This is a genomic window from Geodermatophilus sp. SYSU D00705 (genome assembly GCF_054050135.1).
Genome location: NZ_JBJGYT010000011.1, coordinates 61,548 through 77,497 on the forward strand (window position 1 = coordinate 61,548; position 15,950 = coordinate 77,497).

13 protein-coding genes and 1 riboswitch are annotated in these 15,950 nt (G+C 75.1%); of the genes, 6 read left to right on the forward strand and 7 right to left on the reverse strand.

Going from position 1 to position 15,950, the window contains the following annotated elements:
• Nucleotides 1-181 precede the first annotated feature (181 nt).
• Nucleotides 182-871: a TetR/AcrR family transcriptional regulator gene (locus tag ACI78Q_RS11165; protein ID WP_456923432.1), complete on the reverse strand. Its 690-nt coding sequence runs from the start codon at nt 869-871 to the stop codon at nt 182-184.
• Nucleotides 872-1,092: 221 nt separating this feature from the next.
• On the opposite strand from ACI78Q_RS11165, the gene ACI78Q_RS11170 reads away from it, so the two are divergent.
• From ACI78Q_RS11170 to ctaD, 3 genes are all read left to right on the forward strand, one after another.
• Complete coding sequence (locus ACI78Q_RS11170) at nt 1,093-1,983, forward strand: shikimate dehydrogenase (RefSeq protein ID WP_456923433.1); 891 nt, start codon at nt 1,093-1,095, stop codon at nt 1,981-1,983.
• Nucleotides 1,967-3,838 carry a bifunctional sugar phosphate isomerase/epimerase/4-hydroxyphenylpyruvate dioxygenase family protein gene (locus tag ACI78Q_RS11175; protein WP_456923434.1) on the forward strand — a complete coding sequence of 624 codons (1,872 nt, stop codon included), beginning with the start codon at nt 1,967-1,969 and terminating at the stop codon, nt 3,836-3,838. Before ACI78Q_RS11170 ends, ACI78Q_RS11175 begins: the two co-directional genes overlap by 17 nt.
• Before the next feature lie 222 nt (nt 3,839-4,060).
• Entirely contained in the window at nt 4,061-5,821 is a 1,761-nt protein-coding gene (ctaD, locus tag ACI78Q_RS11180) for an aa3-type cytochrome oxidase subunit I (RefSeq protein WP_456923435.1), read from the forward strand.
• Between the two features lie 21 nt (nt 5,822-5,842).
• Here ctaD and ACI78Q_RS11185 read toward each other — a convergent pair whose 3' ends face one another.
• The 5 genes from ACI78Q_RS11185 to ACI78Q_RS11205 form a co-directional block, all read right to left on the reverse strand.
• A complete protein-coding gene (locus tag ACI78Q_RS11185; protein WP_456923436.1) occupies nt 5,843-6,550 on the reverse strand; it encodes a dienelactone hydrolase family protein in 708 nt (235 codons plus the stop codon).
• A gap of 160 nt (nt 6,551-6,710) precedes the next feature.
• Nucleotides 6,711-8,762: a DUF222 domain-containing protein gene (locus ACI78Q_RS11190; protein ID WP_456923437.1), complete on the reverse strand. Its 2,052-nt coding sequence runs from the start codon at nt 8,760-8,762 to the stop codon at nt 6,711-6,713.
• A 165-nt stretch (nt 8,763-8,927) separates the two neighbouring features.
• Entirely contained in the window at nt 8,928-9,956 is a 1,029-nt protein-coding gene (locus ACI78Q_RS11195) for an ATP-dependent 6-phosphofructokinase (RefSeq protein WP_456923438.1), read from the reverse strand.
• A gap of 187 nt (nt 9,957-10,143) precedes the next feature.
• Nucleotides 10,144-10,668 (reverse strand): gamma carbonic anhydrase family protein, encoded by a 525-nt coding sequence (locus tag ACI78Q_RS11200; protein ID WP_456923439.1) that lies wholly within the window; start codon nt 10,666-10,668, stop codon nt 10,144-10,146.
• A gap of 48 nt (nt 10,669-10,716) precedes the next feature.
• Nucleotides 10,717-11,061: an STAS domain-containing protein gene (locus tag ACI78Q_RS11205; protein WP_456923440.1), complete on the reverse strand. Its 345-nt coding sequence runs from the start codon at nt 11,059-11,061 to the stop codon at nt 10,717-10,719.
• Nucleotides 11,062-11,164: 103 nt separating this feature from the next.
• Here ACI78Q_RS11205 and ACI78Q_RS11210 point away from each other — a divergent pair, with 103 nt between their 5' ends.
• Complete coding sequence (locus tag ACI78Q_RS11210; RefSeq protein WP_456923516.1) at nt 11,165-12,442, forward strand: MFS transporter; 1,278 nt, start codon at nt 11,165-11,167, stop codon at nt 12,440-12,442.
• Here the strand turns inward: ACI78Q_RS11210 and ACI78Q_RS11215 are convergent.
• Nucleotides 12,415-12,933, reverse strand: a complete 519-nt coding sequence (locus ACI78Q_RS11215) for an Lrp/AsnC family transcriptional regulator (protein WP_456923441.1) — start codon at nt 12,931-12,933, stop codon at nt 12,415-12,417. The two genes, ACI78Q_RS11210 and ACI78Q_RS11215, sit on opposite strands and share 28 nt — an antisense overlap.
• Nucleotides 12,934-13,093: 160 nt before the next feature.
• Here ACI78Q_RS11215 and hppD point away from each other — a divergent pair, with 160 nt between their 5' ends.
• A complete protein-coding gene (hppD, locus tag ACI78Q_RS11220; protein ID WP_456923442.1) occupies nt 13,094-14,320 on the forward strand; it encodes a 4-hydroxyphenylpyruvate dioxygenase in 1,227 nt (408 codons plus the stop codon).
• Between the two features lie 163 nt (nt 14,321-14,483).
• Nucleotides 14,484-14,626, forward strand: a riboswitch (cyclic di-AMP (ydaO/yuaA leader).
• Between the two features lie 15 nt (nt 14,627-14,641).
• Nucleotides 14,642-15,808: a C40 family peptidase gene (locus ACI78Q_RS11225; RefSeq protein WP_456923443.1), complete on the forward strand. Its 1,167-nt coding sequence runs from the start codon at nt 14,642-14,644 to the stop codon at nt 15,806-15,808.
• Nucleotides 15,809-15,950 lie beyond the last annotated feature (142 nt).

Here is a 15,950-nt window from a genome sequence, read left to right on the forward strand (position 1 = left end):
GTCGGCGGTGCGGTGCAGCGGGCGGCGGCCGGGATCCCCGGCCCCCCGTGCCGCCCTGGCCCCGGGTTCGGGGCCGGCGCGGTGTCCCCAGCGGCTTATGTACCAACTGGTTACGTACCAGATGGTGAGGTGATCGCCGTCACCGTGTCAAGTCCCGGTCCCGACGGGATGTCGGGAGGGCTCAGTGGGCGGTGAGGTAGGCGACGACGAGGTCGCCGAGCATCCGGCGCTGGTGCTCGCGCCGGGCGGGGTCGAGCATGTCGCGGCCGAAGATGGCGCCGAAGGTGTGCCGGTTGGCGGTCCGGAAGACGCAGTAGGCGCTGATCACCTGGTGGACGTCGAGCGCGTCCACGTCGTCCCGGAACAGCCCCGCCCCCCATCCGCGCTCGAGGATGGTGCCGAGGACGTCCAGCGCCGGGTTGGCCAGCCCCGACAGCGCCTCGGAGCGGGTGATGTGCTCGGCGCGGTGGATGTTCTCGATGCTGACCAGGCGGATGAAGTCCGGATGGGCCTCGTGGTGGTCGAAGGTCAGGCCGGCCAGCTCGCGGATGGCCTCGACCGGGTCGAGGTGCTCGACGTCCAGCTGCTGCTCGAGGCTGCGGATGCGGCTGTAGGCCTGCTCCAGGACGGCGACGTAGAGCTGCTCCTTGCCGCCGAAGTAGTAGTAGATCATCCGCTTGGTGGTGCTCAGCTTGTCGGCGATCTCGTTGATGCGGGCCCCGGCGTAGCCGCGGTCGGCGAACTCGGCGGTGGCCACGGCGAGGATCTCGGCGCGGGTGCGGTCGGCGTCCCGCGTCCGCTCGGGGGTTCCGGCCGGCGCCGCCGGGGGGGTGTCCGGGGAGGTCTCGCCCTGCGTGTGCTGCGCGGTCACTGGTGCTGCCCTCCTCGACGGCCGTCCTCCAGAGCCTAGAAGGACCCCCGTCCCCCGCCTCGCTCGCGGGCTCGCGGGCTCGCGGGCACGCGGCGAGCCTCGGGACGAGGCCGCCGCCCGCCGGCGCCGTGGCCCGGATCACCCCGAGGGCTGGCGTCGCGGCCTCCGGTGTGGTCCCCTGGGAACAACTCACCAGTTGGTACATAGCTAGGGAGACGACCATGACGTCCGCCTCGCAGAGCTTCCTCGTCGGTCTGGTCGGCACGGGCATCGGCCCGTCCCTGACCCCGCCGATGCACGAGCGGGAGGCCGACGAACTCGGTCTCCGGTACCTGTACCGGCGCCTGGACCTCGATGTCCTCGCCCGGCCGGCCACCGCGATCGGCGAGGTCCTGGCCGCGGCCCGGCTGGTGGGCTACGACGGCCTCAACGTCACCCACCCGTGCAAGCAGCTGGTCCTGCCGCACCTCGACGAGCTGTCGCCCGATGCCGAGGCGCTGGGCGCGGTCAACACCGTCGTCCTGCGCGACGGCCGGGCGGTCGGGCACAACACCGACTGGTCCGGCTTCGCCCGCGCCTTCGACCGCGGACTGCCCGACGCCGCACTGGACCGGGTCGTGCTGCTCGGGGCCGGCGGCGCCGGGGCCGCGGTGGCGCACGCACTGCTCACCCTGGGCACCCGCCGGCTGACCGTCGTCGACGTCGACGTCCAGCGGGCCGCGCAGCTCGCCGCCGCGCTGGGCGACCGCTTCGGCGCCACCCGCGCGACCGGGGGCGACCTGGCCGGCCTCCCCGCGGCGCTGGCCGATGCCGACGGGCTCGCCCACGCCACCCCCACGGGCATGGCCGCCCACCCCGGCCTGCCGGTGGACGCCGCCCTGCTCCGCCCCGACCTGTGGGTCGCCGACATCGTCTACCGCCCGCTGGAGACCGAGCTGGTGCGCACCGCCCGGCGTCTGGGCGCCCGGGTGCTCGACGGCGGCGGGATGGCGGTCTTCCAGGCGGTGGACGCCTTCCGGCTGTTCACCGGCGTGGAGCCCGACGCCGACCGGATGCTGGCGCACTTCACCGAGCTGGTCTCCGGGCCGGGCCCCGATGTCCGCATCGCCTGAGCGGCCCCGGCGCGCGATCGCCACGGTCTGCCTGTCCGGCACGCTCGAGGACAAGCTGGCCGCGGCCGCGACCGCCGGTTTCGACGGCATCGAGGTCTTCGAGCCCGACCTGGTCGCCTCCCCCTGGTCACCGGCCGAGCTCGCCGCCCGCTGCGCCGACCTCGGCCTGTCGATCGACCTCTACCAGCCGTTCCGCGACCTGGACTCCACCGACCCGGCGCGCTTCACCCGCAACCTGCGCCGCGCCGAGTGCAAGTTCGACGTGATGGCCGCCCTCGGCGTCGGCACCGTGCTGGTCTGCTCGTCGGTGGCCCCCGACGCGGTCGACGACGCCGACCTGCTGGCCGAGCAGCTGGCCACCGCGGCCGCCCGCGCGGGCGAGCGTGGCCTGCGGATCGCCTACGAGGCGCTGGCCTGGGGCACGCACGTCTCGACGTGGGAGCGCTCGTGGGACGCCGTCCGCCGCGCGGACTCGCCCGCCCTCGGGCTCTGCCTGGACAGCTTCCACGTGCTCTCCCGCGGCGGGGACCCGGCCGGGTTCGCGCAGGTGCCCGGCGAGAAGCTGTTCTTCCTCCAGTTGGCCGACGCGCCGGCGCTGCGCATGGACGTGCTCCAGTGGAGCCGCCACCACCGGCTCTTCCCCGGCCAGGGCGCGTTCGACCTGCCCGGTTTCCTCGGCGCGGTGCTCGCCGCCGGCTACACCGGCCCGCTCTCCCTCGAGGTCTTCAACGACGTCTACCGGCAGTCGGACCCCGCCCGGACGGCGGTGGACGCCATGCGCTCGCTGCAGTGGCTGGAGGAGTCGCTCGCACTGCGCCGTCCGGACGCCGGCCTGGCCACTCCCCCGCCAGCTCCCGCGCTGTCGGGCTGGTCGTTCACCGAGCTGGAGGTGGACGGCGTCTCCGGACCGCGGGTGGCCGAGGTGCTGGGCACGCTCGGGTTCACCCACACCGGGCAGCACCGCTCCAAGCCCGTGCAGCTGTGGGAGCAGGGCGACGCGCGGGTGCTGCTCAACGCCTCCGTCGTGCGCCCCGCCGCCACCGGCGTGGCCGCCGTCGCGGCGCTGGGCCTGGAGAGCGCCGACCCAGGTCGCTCGGCGGCGCGGGCCGAGGCCATGAGCGCCCCGGTGCTCCCCCGCACCCGGGGGTCGGCGGAGGCGGAACTGTCGGCGGTGGCCGCCCCCGACGGCACCCAGGTCTTCTTCACCCGGACCGTGCCCGACGGCTGGCCGGCCGACTTCCTGCCGACCGGCTCGGCGGCCGGTGCGGGCACCGGGATCACCCGCGTCGACCACGTCGGCCTGGCCCAGCCCTTCGACGCCTTCGACGAGGCCGGGCTGTTCTACCGGGCGGTGCTCGGCCTGGAGCCGCAGGAGGTCACCGAGCTGGCCGCGCCGTTCGGGCTCGTACGCACCCGGGCGGTGACCGGGCCGGACCGCGCCGTGCGGCTGGCGCTGAGCGCCTCCACCCTGCGCCGCGGGGGCTGGGCGCCCGGCGTGCCCGAGCCGCAGTACGTCGCCCTCGCCACCGACGACATCGTCGCCACGGCTCGGGCGCTGCGCGCGGCCGGCGCCCCCCTGCTGCCCGTGCCGGCGAACTACGCCGACGACCTCGACGCCCGCCTCGACCTGGCCCCGGAGCTGCTGGCGGCGGTCCGCGAGCACGGCCTGCTCTACGAGGAGGACGCGGCCGGCGGCTACCTGCACCTGGTCACGGAGGTGCTCGGCGACCGGGTGTTCTTCGAGGTCGTGCAGCGGCTGGGCGGCTACGACGGCTACGGCACCACCGACGCACCCGTCCGGATGGCCGCCCACCGCCGCCTCCGGCAGGCCGCGCCGGCGCCCGCGGCCGGGTGAGGGCGGTGACCGCGTAGCGCCCGGCACCGCCGTCGCGACGAAGCGCGGTTCCGGGTGTCGGGCGGGGCGCCGACAGGCCATGATGAGGGTGACTCGGATCACTCGAGCCTCCCTCGCCGCACCGGCGGCTCGACCCAGGGGCGCGTCCATGAGCCACTTCCCCCGTCTGACCAGCCCGGGATGCGCCGGGCCGGACCCCTCCCGGCGTCCGGGACCGACGTCGTGACGGCCATCGCGCCGCGGCCCATCGTCAGCCGGCCGAACGAGATGCCGCCGCCCGCCAAGGGCTCGCGGCTGGACAGCCTGCTGCGGACGACCGACCACAAGGCCATCGGCCTGATGTACCTGGTGACGTCGTTCGTGTGGTTCGTCATCGGCGGCCTCATGGCCATGCTGATGCGCGGGGAACTGGCCCGCCCGGGGCTGCAGTTCCTCTCGCCGGAGCAGTACAACCAGCTGTTCACCATGCACGGCACGGTGATGCTGCTGTTCTTCGCGACGCCGCTGTTCTTCGCGTTCGGCAACCTGATCATGCCGCTGCAGATCGGGTCCCCCGACGTCGCGTTCCCGCGGCTGAACGCCTTCTCCTACTGGCTGTTCCTCTTCGGCAGCACCCTCGCCGTCGCGGGCTTCGCCACCCCCGGCGGTGCGGCCGACTTCGGCTGGTACGCCTACACCCCGCTGTCCGACGTCGTCCACAGTCCGGGTGCCGGCGCGAACCTGTGGATCGCGGGGCTGGCGGTCAGCGGCCTGGGCACCATCCTCGGCGCGGTCAACTTCATGACGACGATCGTCTGCCTGCGGGCGCCCGGGATGACGATGTTCCGAATGCCGATCTTCGTCTGGAACACGCTGGTCACGAGCATCCTGGTGATCTTCGCGTTCCCGATCCTGACCGCGGCGCTGTTCGGGCTGCTGGCCGACCGGCAACTCGGGGCGCTGGTCTACTCCGAGGAGAACGGGGGGCCGATGCTGTGGCAGCACCTGTTCTGGTTCTTCGGCCACCCCGAGGTCTACATCATCGCGCTGCCGTTCTTCGGCATCATCACCGAGATCATCCCGGTGTTCAGCCGCAAACCGCTGTTCGGCTACAAGGGCATGGTCTTCGCCACCATCGCCATCGGCGCGCTGTCGGTGGCGGTGTGGGCGCACCACATGTTCGCGACCGGCGCGGTGCTGCTGCCGTTCTTCTCGTTCCTGACCTACCTGATCGCCGTGCCGACCGGCATCAAGTTCTTCAACTGGATCGGCACCATGTGGCGCGGCCAGCTCACCTTCGAGACGCCGATGCTGTGGTCGGTCGGGTTCCTGGTCACCTTCCTGCTCGGCGGGCTGACCGGCGTCCTGCTGGCCTCCCCGCCGCTGGACTTCCACCTCAACGACAGCTACTTCGTCGTCGCCCACTTCCACTACGTGGTCTTCGGCACCGTCGTGTTCGCCGCCAACGCCGGCATCGCCTTCTGGTTCCCCAAGATGTGCGGCCGGATGCTCGACGAGCGGCTCGGCAAGCTGCAGTTCTGGATGACCTTCATCGGCTTCCACGGCACGTTCCTCATCCAGCACTGGCTGGGCAACGAGGGCATGCCGCGCCGGTACGTCAACTACCTGCCCACCGACGAGTTCACCACGCTGAACACGATCTCCACGATCTTCTCGTTCGTGCTCGGCGCCTCGATCATCCCGTTCCTGTTCAACGTGATCCGTTCCTGGCGGCACGGCGCGCTGGCCGTCCGCGACGACCCCTGGGGTCACGGCAACTCACTGGAGTGGGCGACGTCCTCGCCGCCGCCGCGGCACAACTTCGTGGAGATCCCGAAGATCCGCTCGGAGCGGCCGGCGTTCGAGGCGCACTACCCGCACCTGCTCGACCGTCTGGAGGCCGAGAAGCACGTCGGTGGCCGGCACGAGCCCTACGGCGGCGTCAGCGAGGTCGGGCTCACCGGCGGCGGGCGCCAGGGCTCGCGCGACCCCGACCCGACCTGAGCCGCGGGACCGCTGGCGCGGTCAGCCGCGCAGGTGGGTGTCGAGGAAGCGCAGGATGCGCGCCCAGGCGTCCTCGGCCGACGGGTGGTGGTAGCCGAGCCCGACGACCCGCTCGAGGACGGCGAACGGGCCGGCGTTGTGCCGGTTCATGAACGAGTGGCCTGCGTCGGGGTACTCGTGGACGTCGTGTGGCACCTCGTGCCGGGTGAGGATGCCCTCCAGCCGCCCGGCCGCCCCGCGCAGCCCCCGGTCGCGCCGCCCGAAGCTGGCCACGACCGGGCAGGCACCGGCGAGCACCTCCTCGGCGTTCTTCGGCACCATCCCGTAGTTCGGCGCCGCCACGTCGAAGCCGCGGGTGGCCGCGAGCAGGGCGAAACCGCCGCCCATGCAGAACCCGACCACGCCGACCCGGCCGGTGCAGTCGGGGCGGTCGGCCAGCCACCGCCGGGCGGCCTCCAGGTCGCCGAAGGCGGCTCCCTCCTGCCGGAACAGGTCGCCGAAGGTGCGCTTGAGACAGCGCAGCCCGCCGGCGGTGAACAGGTCCGGGGCGAGCGCCAGGTACCCGGCAGCGGCGAGGCGATCGGCGTGCTGACGGACGTCGTCGGTGAGGCCGAACGCCTCGTGGACGACCACCACCCCGGGCCACGGGCCCTCCCCCACCGGCGGGACCGCGAGGTGGGCGCGCAGTTCCGGAGCGCTCTGCCCGCCGGGGATCGTCGTCTCGGGCACGTGCCTCTCCCTGCGCCGTCCGGACCGGAGGACGCACGCTACCGACGCAGGCCGCTCCCCGGCAGCTCGTGCGGGCGGCGGTCCTCCGTGCGCCGCCCGCCGATGTGGAGGTGAGCGCCGGCTGGCTGCGTGGGGCGAGCATCCCGAGCCGCACCACGATTCAGTAGGGCGGTGGGGTGGTGACCGCGGTGAGGCCGCTGGGGGTGGTGACGGTGAGGGTGCCGTCCGGGTCGAGTCGGTGCCGCCAGCCGGCGGCCTGGTGCTTGCCGCGGTGGTCGGTGGTGCAGTAGCCGACGAGGTTGTCCGCGCTGGTGGGGCCTTCGGGCCAGGGACGGTGGTGGTCGAGCTCGCCGCTGTTGGGTACGCGGCGGCGGCAGCCGGGGAAGCGGCAGCGCCGGTCGCGGGCCCGGACGAACCGGTCGAGGCCGGCGCCGGGCCGGTAGCCGTCGGTCGGGCCCGGGGCGCCGAGCGCGGGGCGGCCGGTGAGGTCGTGGGTGCAGGTCTCGGGCCGCCGGCGGCAGGCGGGCGCGCCGCAGTGCGCGGCGCGGCGCAGCCCGGGCAGGTCGGTGAGCGCGATGAGGGCGCCGCTGAGGGCGTCGGTCACCGCGATGCGGGGCCGGTCGGCCAGCCCGCCGCCGGCGGTGGCGGTCAGCCGCCCGGCCAGCTGGTCGCGCTGCACGTCGGCTGCGGCGGCGAGGGCGGCGATCGCATCGGGCGCGGCGGTGATCCGTCCGGCGGGACCGGCGCTCCACGCGGCCTCGTCTGCGGCGTCGGCGGACTCGGCGGTGCGCACCATCCGCCGGGCATGACCGAGTGCCCGCGCGGCGGCGTGCACGGCGGCGCCGGCGTCGTCGACGGCGCGGTCGGCGGACGCCCACCACCCGACGCCACGCTGGTGTTGCCCGGTGGCCGGTGGTGCTGTCTCGGGCGTCTGCGGTTCGGCCGGGTCGTCGGGGAGGTCGCCGAACTCCTCCCAGGCGTCGAAGACCTCGAGGTCGTCCGGCTCGAGGGGATCGTCGAGATCCGGCCAGGCGTCCTCCACGAGCGGGGCGTCGTACGGCATCGGGTCGCCGGGCTCGGGGAGATCGGCCAGTTCCTCGGCGAGCACGCGGCGTTCCATCTCGGCCCACCAGCGCTCCAGTTCGTCCTGGTCGACGGCCTGCCACGGCCGCAGGTCCGGCTCGGCGACGGCGTCAGCTGCCGGCGCGGCCGGCTCCGCCGTCGTGGCCGGCTGCGCCGTGTGCGCGCCGGTGCCGGTGTCCTGGCCGGTGAGGCCGCGGAGCAGAGCGCGCACCACCTCCGCCGGTACGACCTGGCCGTCGACCTCACCGGGGGCGTCCCCGCCGAGCACCGTGCCGAGCGAGGCGACGACCGTCAGCAGCACCTGCACCGGCGGCAGATCGCACTCGCCGGGGCGCAGCACCAGGTCGAGCAGGCAGTCGACCATCCTCTGCCCGTGGCTGCGCCGGTCGCCGGGTGCGGTGAGGGCGTCGACGCACGCACCCAGGGCCCGGTGCAGCGCCTGCGCCTCGGGCATGGTGCACACCACGGTGAGCGCGGCCATCCCCTCGGCCCGCTCCGGGCGCAGCGAGATGCCCCGGTCGCGCAGCGCCGCGGCCAGCCGCCAGGCGGCCGCGCGGGCATCGCGGGCCAGCACCACCCGGCGGGCCTTGTCGCCCAGCTGCGCCGGGGTGGTCACCGACCGGCCGCCCACCCAGGTCAGCAGTTCGGCCTCCACCTCCGCCCGTACGGCGTCGTCCTCGATCGGGGCGACCTTGTCGAGCAGGTGCCACAGGTGCCCGGCGTGCAGCACCCCCGTCTCCAGGGCAGCCAGCGTGCCCGGCAGCCGGTGCACCAGGGTCAGCGACCGCTCCAGCAGCGCCTCCGCGGCCGGCGCGGTGATGCCCAGCGCGATCGACAGCTCCGGCGCCGCCCACTCACTCACCGCCCGCAGCACTTCGGGTCGCGCCGCCCACCGCCCGGCTGCCATCGCACCCGGCTCACCCTGCGCCCGGTCGGCCGAGGCCGGCCGGCTCGCGGCGAACTCCGCCACCGCTCGCGCGCGCAGCGCCGTCTGCCGGGCGATCTCCCGGTCCGCGGCCTGCACCACCCCCAGCGGACCGGCCGCCCAGCCCACCGCCGGAACAGGGCCCTCGGCCGGCGAGGGGCGCACGACACCACCGCGGGTGCCGGAGAGCGCCACGTCCTCCATGCGTTCGATCATACGTTCGAACGAAGACGCTCTGCAACCGCTGTGGACGGAGGATGCGCAGCTCACCAGGCGCACCGGGAGCCATCCAGAGCTCGGTACAGCGGCTGTAACCGACAGCGAGCCGGCACCCCGCCGCACCGGGCGACGGCAGCGACAGCCGCCGCGTCAGCCGGTGAAGGCGCCGATCTCGGCCAGCCGGGACGGCGTGACCGTCTTGAGCCTCGCCACGGCGTCAGCCAGCGGCACCAGGTCGATCTCGGTGCCCCGCAGCGCGACCATCTGCCCGTGCCGGCCCTCGTGCGCGGCGATCGTCGCGTGCAGGCCGAAGCGGGTGGCCAGCACCCGGTCGAACGACGTCGGGGTGCCCCCGCGCTGCACGTGACCGAGCACGGTGGTGCGCACCTCCTTGCCGGTGCGCCGCTCGAGCTCGTCGCCCAGCTGCTGCGCCACGCCGGTGAACCGCTTGTGCCCGTACTCGTCGACGCCGCCGTCGCGCACCAGCATCGTGCCGGGGATCGGCGAGGCACCCTCCGCGACGACGCCGATGACGTGGGTGTCCCCGCGCGCGAAGCGGTCCTCGACGATCTTCGCGACCTCGGCGACGTCGAAGGGCTCCTCGGGCACGAGCGTGACGTGCGCCCCCGACGCCAGGCCCGCGTGCAGCGCGATCCAGCCGGCGTGCCGGCCCATCACCTCGACCAGCAGCACCCGCTGGTGGGACTCGGCAGTGGTGTGCAGCCGGTCGATGAGGTCGGTGGCGATGCTGACCGCGGTGTCGAACCCGAAGGTCAGGTCGGTGCCGTCGATGTCGTTGTCGATCGTCTTGGGGATGCCGACCACCGGGACGCCGGCCTGCGACAGCAGGTGCGCCGCGGTGAGGGTGCCCTCCCCGCCGATCGGGATGAGCACGTCGACGCCGTGCTCGGCCAGCACGCCCTTCATCTGCGCCAGCCCGGCGTGCAGCTTCTCCGGCGCGACGCGGGCCGATCCGAGCGTCGTCCCCCCGCGGGTCAGCAGGCCGTCGACGGCGGCGACGTCCAGCGGCGTCGTCCGGTCCTCGAGGAGGCCGCGCCAGCCGTCGCGGAAGCCGATCACCTCGCTGGAGTAGTGGGTCGTCGCCGTGCGGACGACGGAGCGGATGACGGCGTTGAGGCCGGGGCAGTCGCCCCCGCCGGTCAGGATCCCGATGCGCACCGGCGAACTCCTCGTGGTCGTGGGCCGGGTCGCGGTCGACGATACGTCATGACGACATGATGACCCGGACCCCGGCCCACACCGCGTGTCGGCTCAGCCGACGGTCCTCGCCGGCGACCACGGTGGCGGCAGCCGCTGTCAGGGAACCGTGCGGGTTCCTCTGCGTCCGCTGGACGCCGTCGCGCGGTCAGCCCACCTCGGCGACGCCGGCGGCGTGCCGGCGCGCCAGCTCCCGGTAGATGCCGGGGTTGCCCGACACCCAGCCGCGCGCGCCGTCGGAGAGCGGGCCGCGCACCCGGGCGGGGACGCCGAGCGCCATCACGCCGTCCGGCACCCGCATGCGCGGAGGCACCAGGCTCTGCGCGCCGACCAGGGCGCGGGCGCCGATGCGGGCGCCGTCCTGCACCGTGGCGCCGTTGCCGACCAGGGCCTCCGCGCCGATGACCGCGCCGTGCACCACGCACATGTGCCCGACGGTGGCGCCGGGGCCCACCTCGGTCTCCGGGTCGGCGCCGCCGTGCAGCACCGAGTTGTCCTGCACGTTGGCGCCCTCGCGGACCACGATGCGGCCGAAGTCCGCGCGCAGCACGACGCCGTACCAGATCGACGCGCCGGCCTCGACGACGACGTCCCCGACCAGGGTCGCCGTCGGCGCCACCCACGCCTCGGGGTGCACCTGGGGGGACCGGCCTTCGAAGGAGAACAGCGGCACGGACGCCGAGGGTAGGGGCGGCTCCCCACGCCGGCGATCGGAGCGCGGTCAGGCGCCCGCGGTCCCCTCGAGGACGAACAGCGGCGCGAGCCCGGTCAGGTCGAGGACCTGCCGGAAGCGGGGGCCGGCGTGCCGGACGACGGCCGGCCGCCCCTGCCCCGCGGCCTGCTGGGCCCACCCGGCCAGCAGCGCCAGGCCGCTGGAGTCGATGTAGGCCATCCCGGCCACGTGCACCGCGACGATGGTCCCCTCGTCCAGCCCGGCGTCGCGCATGTGGTGCACGAGCGGCGCGTCGACGTCCCCGCGCAGGTGCAGGACCGGGCCGCCCACCTCGTGTACCACCTCGAACGAGCCGGACGGCGGCTCGTCCCCACCCCCGCGGAGGTACCCCACGCACACACTGTGACGGAGCTCGCACCCGCGGACAACCTCCCCGCCCGCCGGTTCCTCCCGACGGGTGGCGCCGAGCGGCGTGCGAGCATCGCTCCCCGTGCGGATGCGGGGGGACGGGGACCTGCCCCGCGAGGTCGGTGTGCTGTCGGTCGTGGCCTTCGTGGTCGCGCTGGGCTTCGGGATCGTGGCCCCGGCCATCCCGCTGTTCGCCCGGTCCTTCGGCGTCGGCACGACCGCCGTCGGCCTGGCGGTCAGCGCCTTCGCGTTCTTCCGGTTCGTCTCCGCCTTCGGCGGCGGCTCGCTGGTCGAGCGGCTCGGCGAGCGCGTCGTCCTCACCCTCGGACTGGTCACCGTCGCGGTCACGACGGGCGCGGCCGGCCTGGCCGGCTCCTTCCCGCTCTTCCTGGGGCTGCGCGCGGCCGGCGGGGTCGGCAGCGCGATGTTCACCGTGGCCGCCCTCTCGCTGCTGCTGCGGGTGGCCCCGGCCGCGCACCGCGGCCGGGCGGCGGCGACCTACCAGGGCGGCTTCATCCTGGGCGGCATCGCCGGGCCGGCGGCCGGGGGCCTGCTCGCCGAGCTCTCCCCCAGCCTGCCGTTCGTCCTGTACGCCGGGTTCCTGCTCGTCGCCGGCGGGGTGAGCCTGCTGTTCCTCCGGTCCCCGGCGCCGACCGGGGAGGAGGCAGAACCGGCCGGGGAGGAGGCGGCGCCGGCCGGGGAGGAGGCGACGTCGGCCACCGTCGCCGGCGGCGACCCCGACCCGGACCCAGGCCCCCTGCCGCTGCGCGCGGCGTTCCGGTCGCGGGCCTACCTCGCGGCGCTGGTGGTCAACCTCGGCGTCGGCTGGATGCTGTTCGGCGTCCGCAACTCGCTGGTCCCCCTCTACGTCACCGAGGAGCTCGGGCGCACGGTCACCTGGGCCGGGTTCGGCCTGCTGGCCGGCTCCCTCGCCCAGGCCGTCGGCCTGCTGCGCTCGGGCCGGCTCGCCGACGCGTGGGGACGACGCCCCGCGCTCGTCCTCGGGACGGCGCTCGCCACCGCCGCCACCGCCGTGCTCGCGCTGCCGCCGGCGACCGGGGCGTTCCTGCTCTCGATGGCGGTGTTCGGGTTGGCCGCCTCGCTGCTGTCCAGCGTCCCGGCCGCCCTGGTCGGGGACGTCAGCCCGGCCCGCGGCGGCCGGGTGGTGGCGGTGTTCCAGATGTCGGCCGACCTCGGCGGGATCGTCGGGCCGCTGGCCGCGGGCTGGCTCACCGACGTCGCCGGCTTCCAGGCCGCGTTCGGCGTCACGACGGCGGTGCTGGGCCTCGGCCTGGTCGCCGCCCTCGCGCTGCCGCGGTCCCCCGGCGTCCCGGCCGCTCAGTCGCCCGTCGCGGCCTCCCGGTAGCCCGGCGCCCGCCCGGCCGGACGCGGCGTCCCCGACGCGAGCAGCGGCAGCACCCGCCGGGGCACCAGCTCCGACAGCGCGACGACGCTGGTCGAGCGCACCACCGAGGGCGAGCGGCCCAGCCGCACCAGCGTCTCCTGCAGCGCCGCGTGCGACTCGGCGGCCAGCCGGACCAGCACGTCGCCGGCGCCGGTGGTCACGTGCGCCTCCAGGACGCCGGGGATCGCCCGCAGGTCGGCGGCGACCTCCTCCAGCGCGCCCTGGGCGATCTCCAGGGTCACGAACGCCTGGACGCCGAACCCCGCCGCGGCCGGGTCGACGTCCGGCCCGTACCCCGTGACGACACCGGACTCCTCCAGCCGCCGCAGCCGCGCCTGCACCGTCGCCCTCGCCACCCCGAGCCGGCGGGACAGCTCCAGCACGCCGGCCCGCGGCTGCTCGGTCAGCGCGGTGAGCACCGCCAGGTCGAGCGCGTCCAGCCGGTGGGCCACCGCTCCTCCTCCCCGAGCTGGTCGATCTGACCACCTCGACGCCGTCGACGGCCGCCGTCCTGCCCCGATCGGCCAGCCCGAGACGGTCATCTTGCCCATCCCGGGCGCCCGGAGGTGTGCTGGACGCACGCAGGGAGACGGGATCATCCGGGAGGGCGACATGACCGCCACCGAGCCGCACGGGACCCTCGAGCAGGTCCTCACCGACGACGAGCGCCTGGCCGAGCTCAGCGCCGAGCAGCTGCGGCAGCTGGTCGGGCTGGTCGAGCACGACCCCGCCACCGACCCCTTCCCGGTCAGCGGCTGGGACGCCCTGGTCTGGATCGCGGGCAACGCCACCCAGACCGCCCACTTCTTCCAGTCCGCGTTCGGGATGGAGCTGGTCGCCTACTCGGGGCCGGAGACCGGCAACCGGGACTGCCGGGCCTACGTCCTCCGCTCCGGCGCCGCCCGGTTCGTGGTCACGGGCGCCTACTCCCCGACCAGCCCGCTGGCCGACCACCACCGCCGGCACGGGGACGGCATCGTCGACATCGCCCTGGCCGTGCCCGACGTGGACCGCTGCGTCGCCCACGCCGCGGCCCAGGGGGCGACCGTCCTCGAGCCGCCGCACGACGTCACCGACGAGCACGGCACCGTCCGGCTGGCCGCGATCGCGACCTACGGCGACACGCGGCACAGCCTCGTCGACCGCTCGCGCTACACCGGCCCCTACCTGCCCGGGTACGTGGCGCGGACGTCGGCACACCAGCGGCGCCCGGGTGCGCCGCGGCGGCTGTTCCAGGCGATCGACCACGTCGTCGGCAACGTCGAGCTCGGAGCCATGGACCGCTGGGTGGACTTCTACCGGCGGGTCATGGGCTTCACCAACATGGCGGAGTTCGTCGGCGCGGACATCGCCACCGACTACTCCGCACTGATGAGCAAGGTCGTCGCCAACGGCAACCACCGCGTGAAGTTCCCGCTCAACGAGCCGGCCGCGGGCAGGAAGCGCTCGCAGATCGACGAGTACCTGGAGTTCTACGGCGGCCCTGGCGCCCAGCACGTCGCACTGGCCACCGGCGACATCCTCGCCACCGTCGACGCGATGACCGCCGAGGGCGTGGAGTTCCTCCCGACACCGGACTCCTACTACGAGGACCCGGAGCTGCGGGCCCGCATCGGCACCGTCCGCGTGCCGGTGGAGGAGCTGCAGCGCCGCGGCATCCTGGTCGACCGCGACGAGGACGGGTACCTGCTGCAGATCTTCACCCGGCCGACCGGCGACCGGCCGACGGTGTTCTTCGAGCTGATCGAGCGACACGGTTCGCTCGGCTTCGGCAAGGGCAACTTCAAGGCGCTGTTCGAGGCGATCGAGCGGGAGCAGGAACGCCGCGGCAACCTCTGATCCCGGGCGGTGTCGTCACAGCGCGTCAGCACCGGCCGGGGTGTCCGCGCGAGCCGGTCGCCCGGTTTGTCGCCCCCCTGGTGCCGACCTAGCGTGACGGCGTCCGGACGGGTCGTTCCGTCACTCCCCTGTGACACCGGCCGGACGCCGCCGAACCCTGCGCCGGCCCGTTCCGCCGGCACCAGGGACCGGGGACCCACCGCAGTACTGGGGTGAAGCGACCGCGGCCTCGCGAGGGCCGTGGACGCCGGGCGCCTTCCCGCCCGAACCCGTCAGCTAACTCGGTAGGCGGCTGTGGAAGAGAGGACAGACCCGCCCACCATGGCGACGTCGCACGCCCCTGCCCGCGCGCTGCCCCGCCTCCTGGTCGGCCTCGTCGCCGCCGGCGGGCTCACCCTGACCAGCCTCCCCGCGGCGTCGGCCGCTCCCGGCGATCCGGCCACCTCACAGGACGCCGCCGCGCTCGTCGCCGCCAAGGCCCACGACCTCGAGGTCGTCACCGAGCAGTTCAACGAGGCCCGCGAGCGGCTGCGGACCAGCCAGGACGCCGCCACCGCGGCCGGCGCGGAACTGGCCGCCGCCGAGGACGCCCTCGCCACCGCTCGCGAGCAGGTGCGCGCGGTCGCCCGCGGCGCCTTCACCGGCGACCGGCTGAGCACGCTGTCGGCCATGCTCACCAGCGACTCGCCGGAGGAGCTGCTCGACCGCGTCGGCACGCTGCAGACCATCGCCGACCACAACAACGGCGTCCTCGGCGGGGCCCAGCAGGCCGCCGGCGACGCCGACGCCGCCCGCGCCTCCGCCGAGCAGGCGGCCGCCGACGCGCAGGCCCTGGTCGACCAGGTCGCCGCGAAGCAGGCCGACCTCGACCGGCAGGTGGCGCGGTTCCAGGCCGAGTACGACCGGCTGGTCGCCGAGGAGGAGCGGGCGTCGCGGGAGGCCGCCGAGCGCCGGGCCGCCGAGGAGGCCGCACGGGCCGCCGCCGCTCAGGCCGCCACGACTCAGGCGGCCCCGGCACCAGCCGCCCCCGCACCCGCCGCCCCGCCGGCCCCGGCCGCCGGCGGCGCCCGGTCGGCCGCCGCACCCGCACCCGCGCCTGCTCCCGCCCCCGCCGCGCCCGTGGCCGGCGGCAGCGCCGCCGCGCAGCGGGCCGTCGAGACCGCGCTGGCCCAGCAGGGCGACCCGTACGTGTGGGCCGCGGCCGGGCCCAACTCCTTCGACTGCTCCGGGCTGGTGCAGTACGCCTACGCCGCGGCGGGCATCAGCCTCCCGCACTCCAGCCGGATCCAGTCGACGATGGGGGCCCCCGTCTCGCGGTCGGCACTGCAGCCCGGTGACCTGGTGTTCTTCTACAGCCCGGTCAGCCACGTCGGCATCTACGTCGGCAACGGGCAGATGGTGCACGCCTCCACCTACGGCCAGCCGGTGAAGGTCGCGTCGATCGACTCGATGGGCGGCTACAACAGCGCCCGCCGCATCGCCGGCTGACCGCCCCGCCTGCGGCGATCACGGCGCCGGAACCACGCCGGAGCGGCCTCCGGCGGTCCCGGCGCCATGATCACGGGGAGAGGCGGCACCGTCAGTGGCCGCGCCCCCTGGCCCCTTCCGGCGCCGCTCCGCTCCTCGGTCG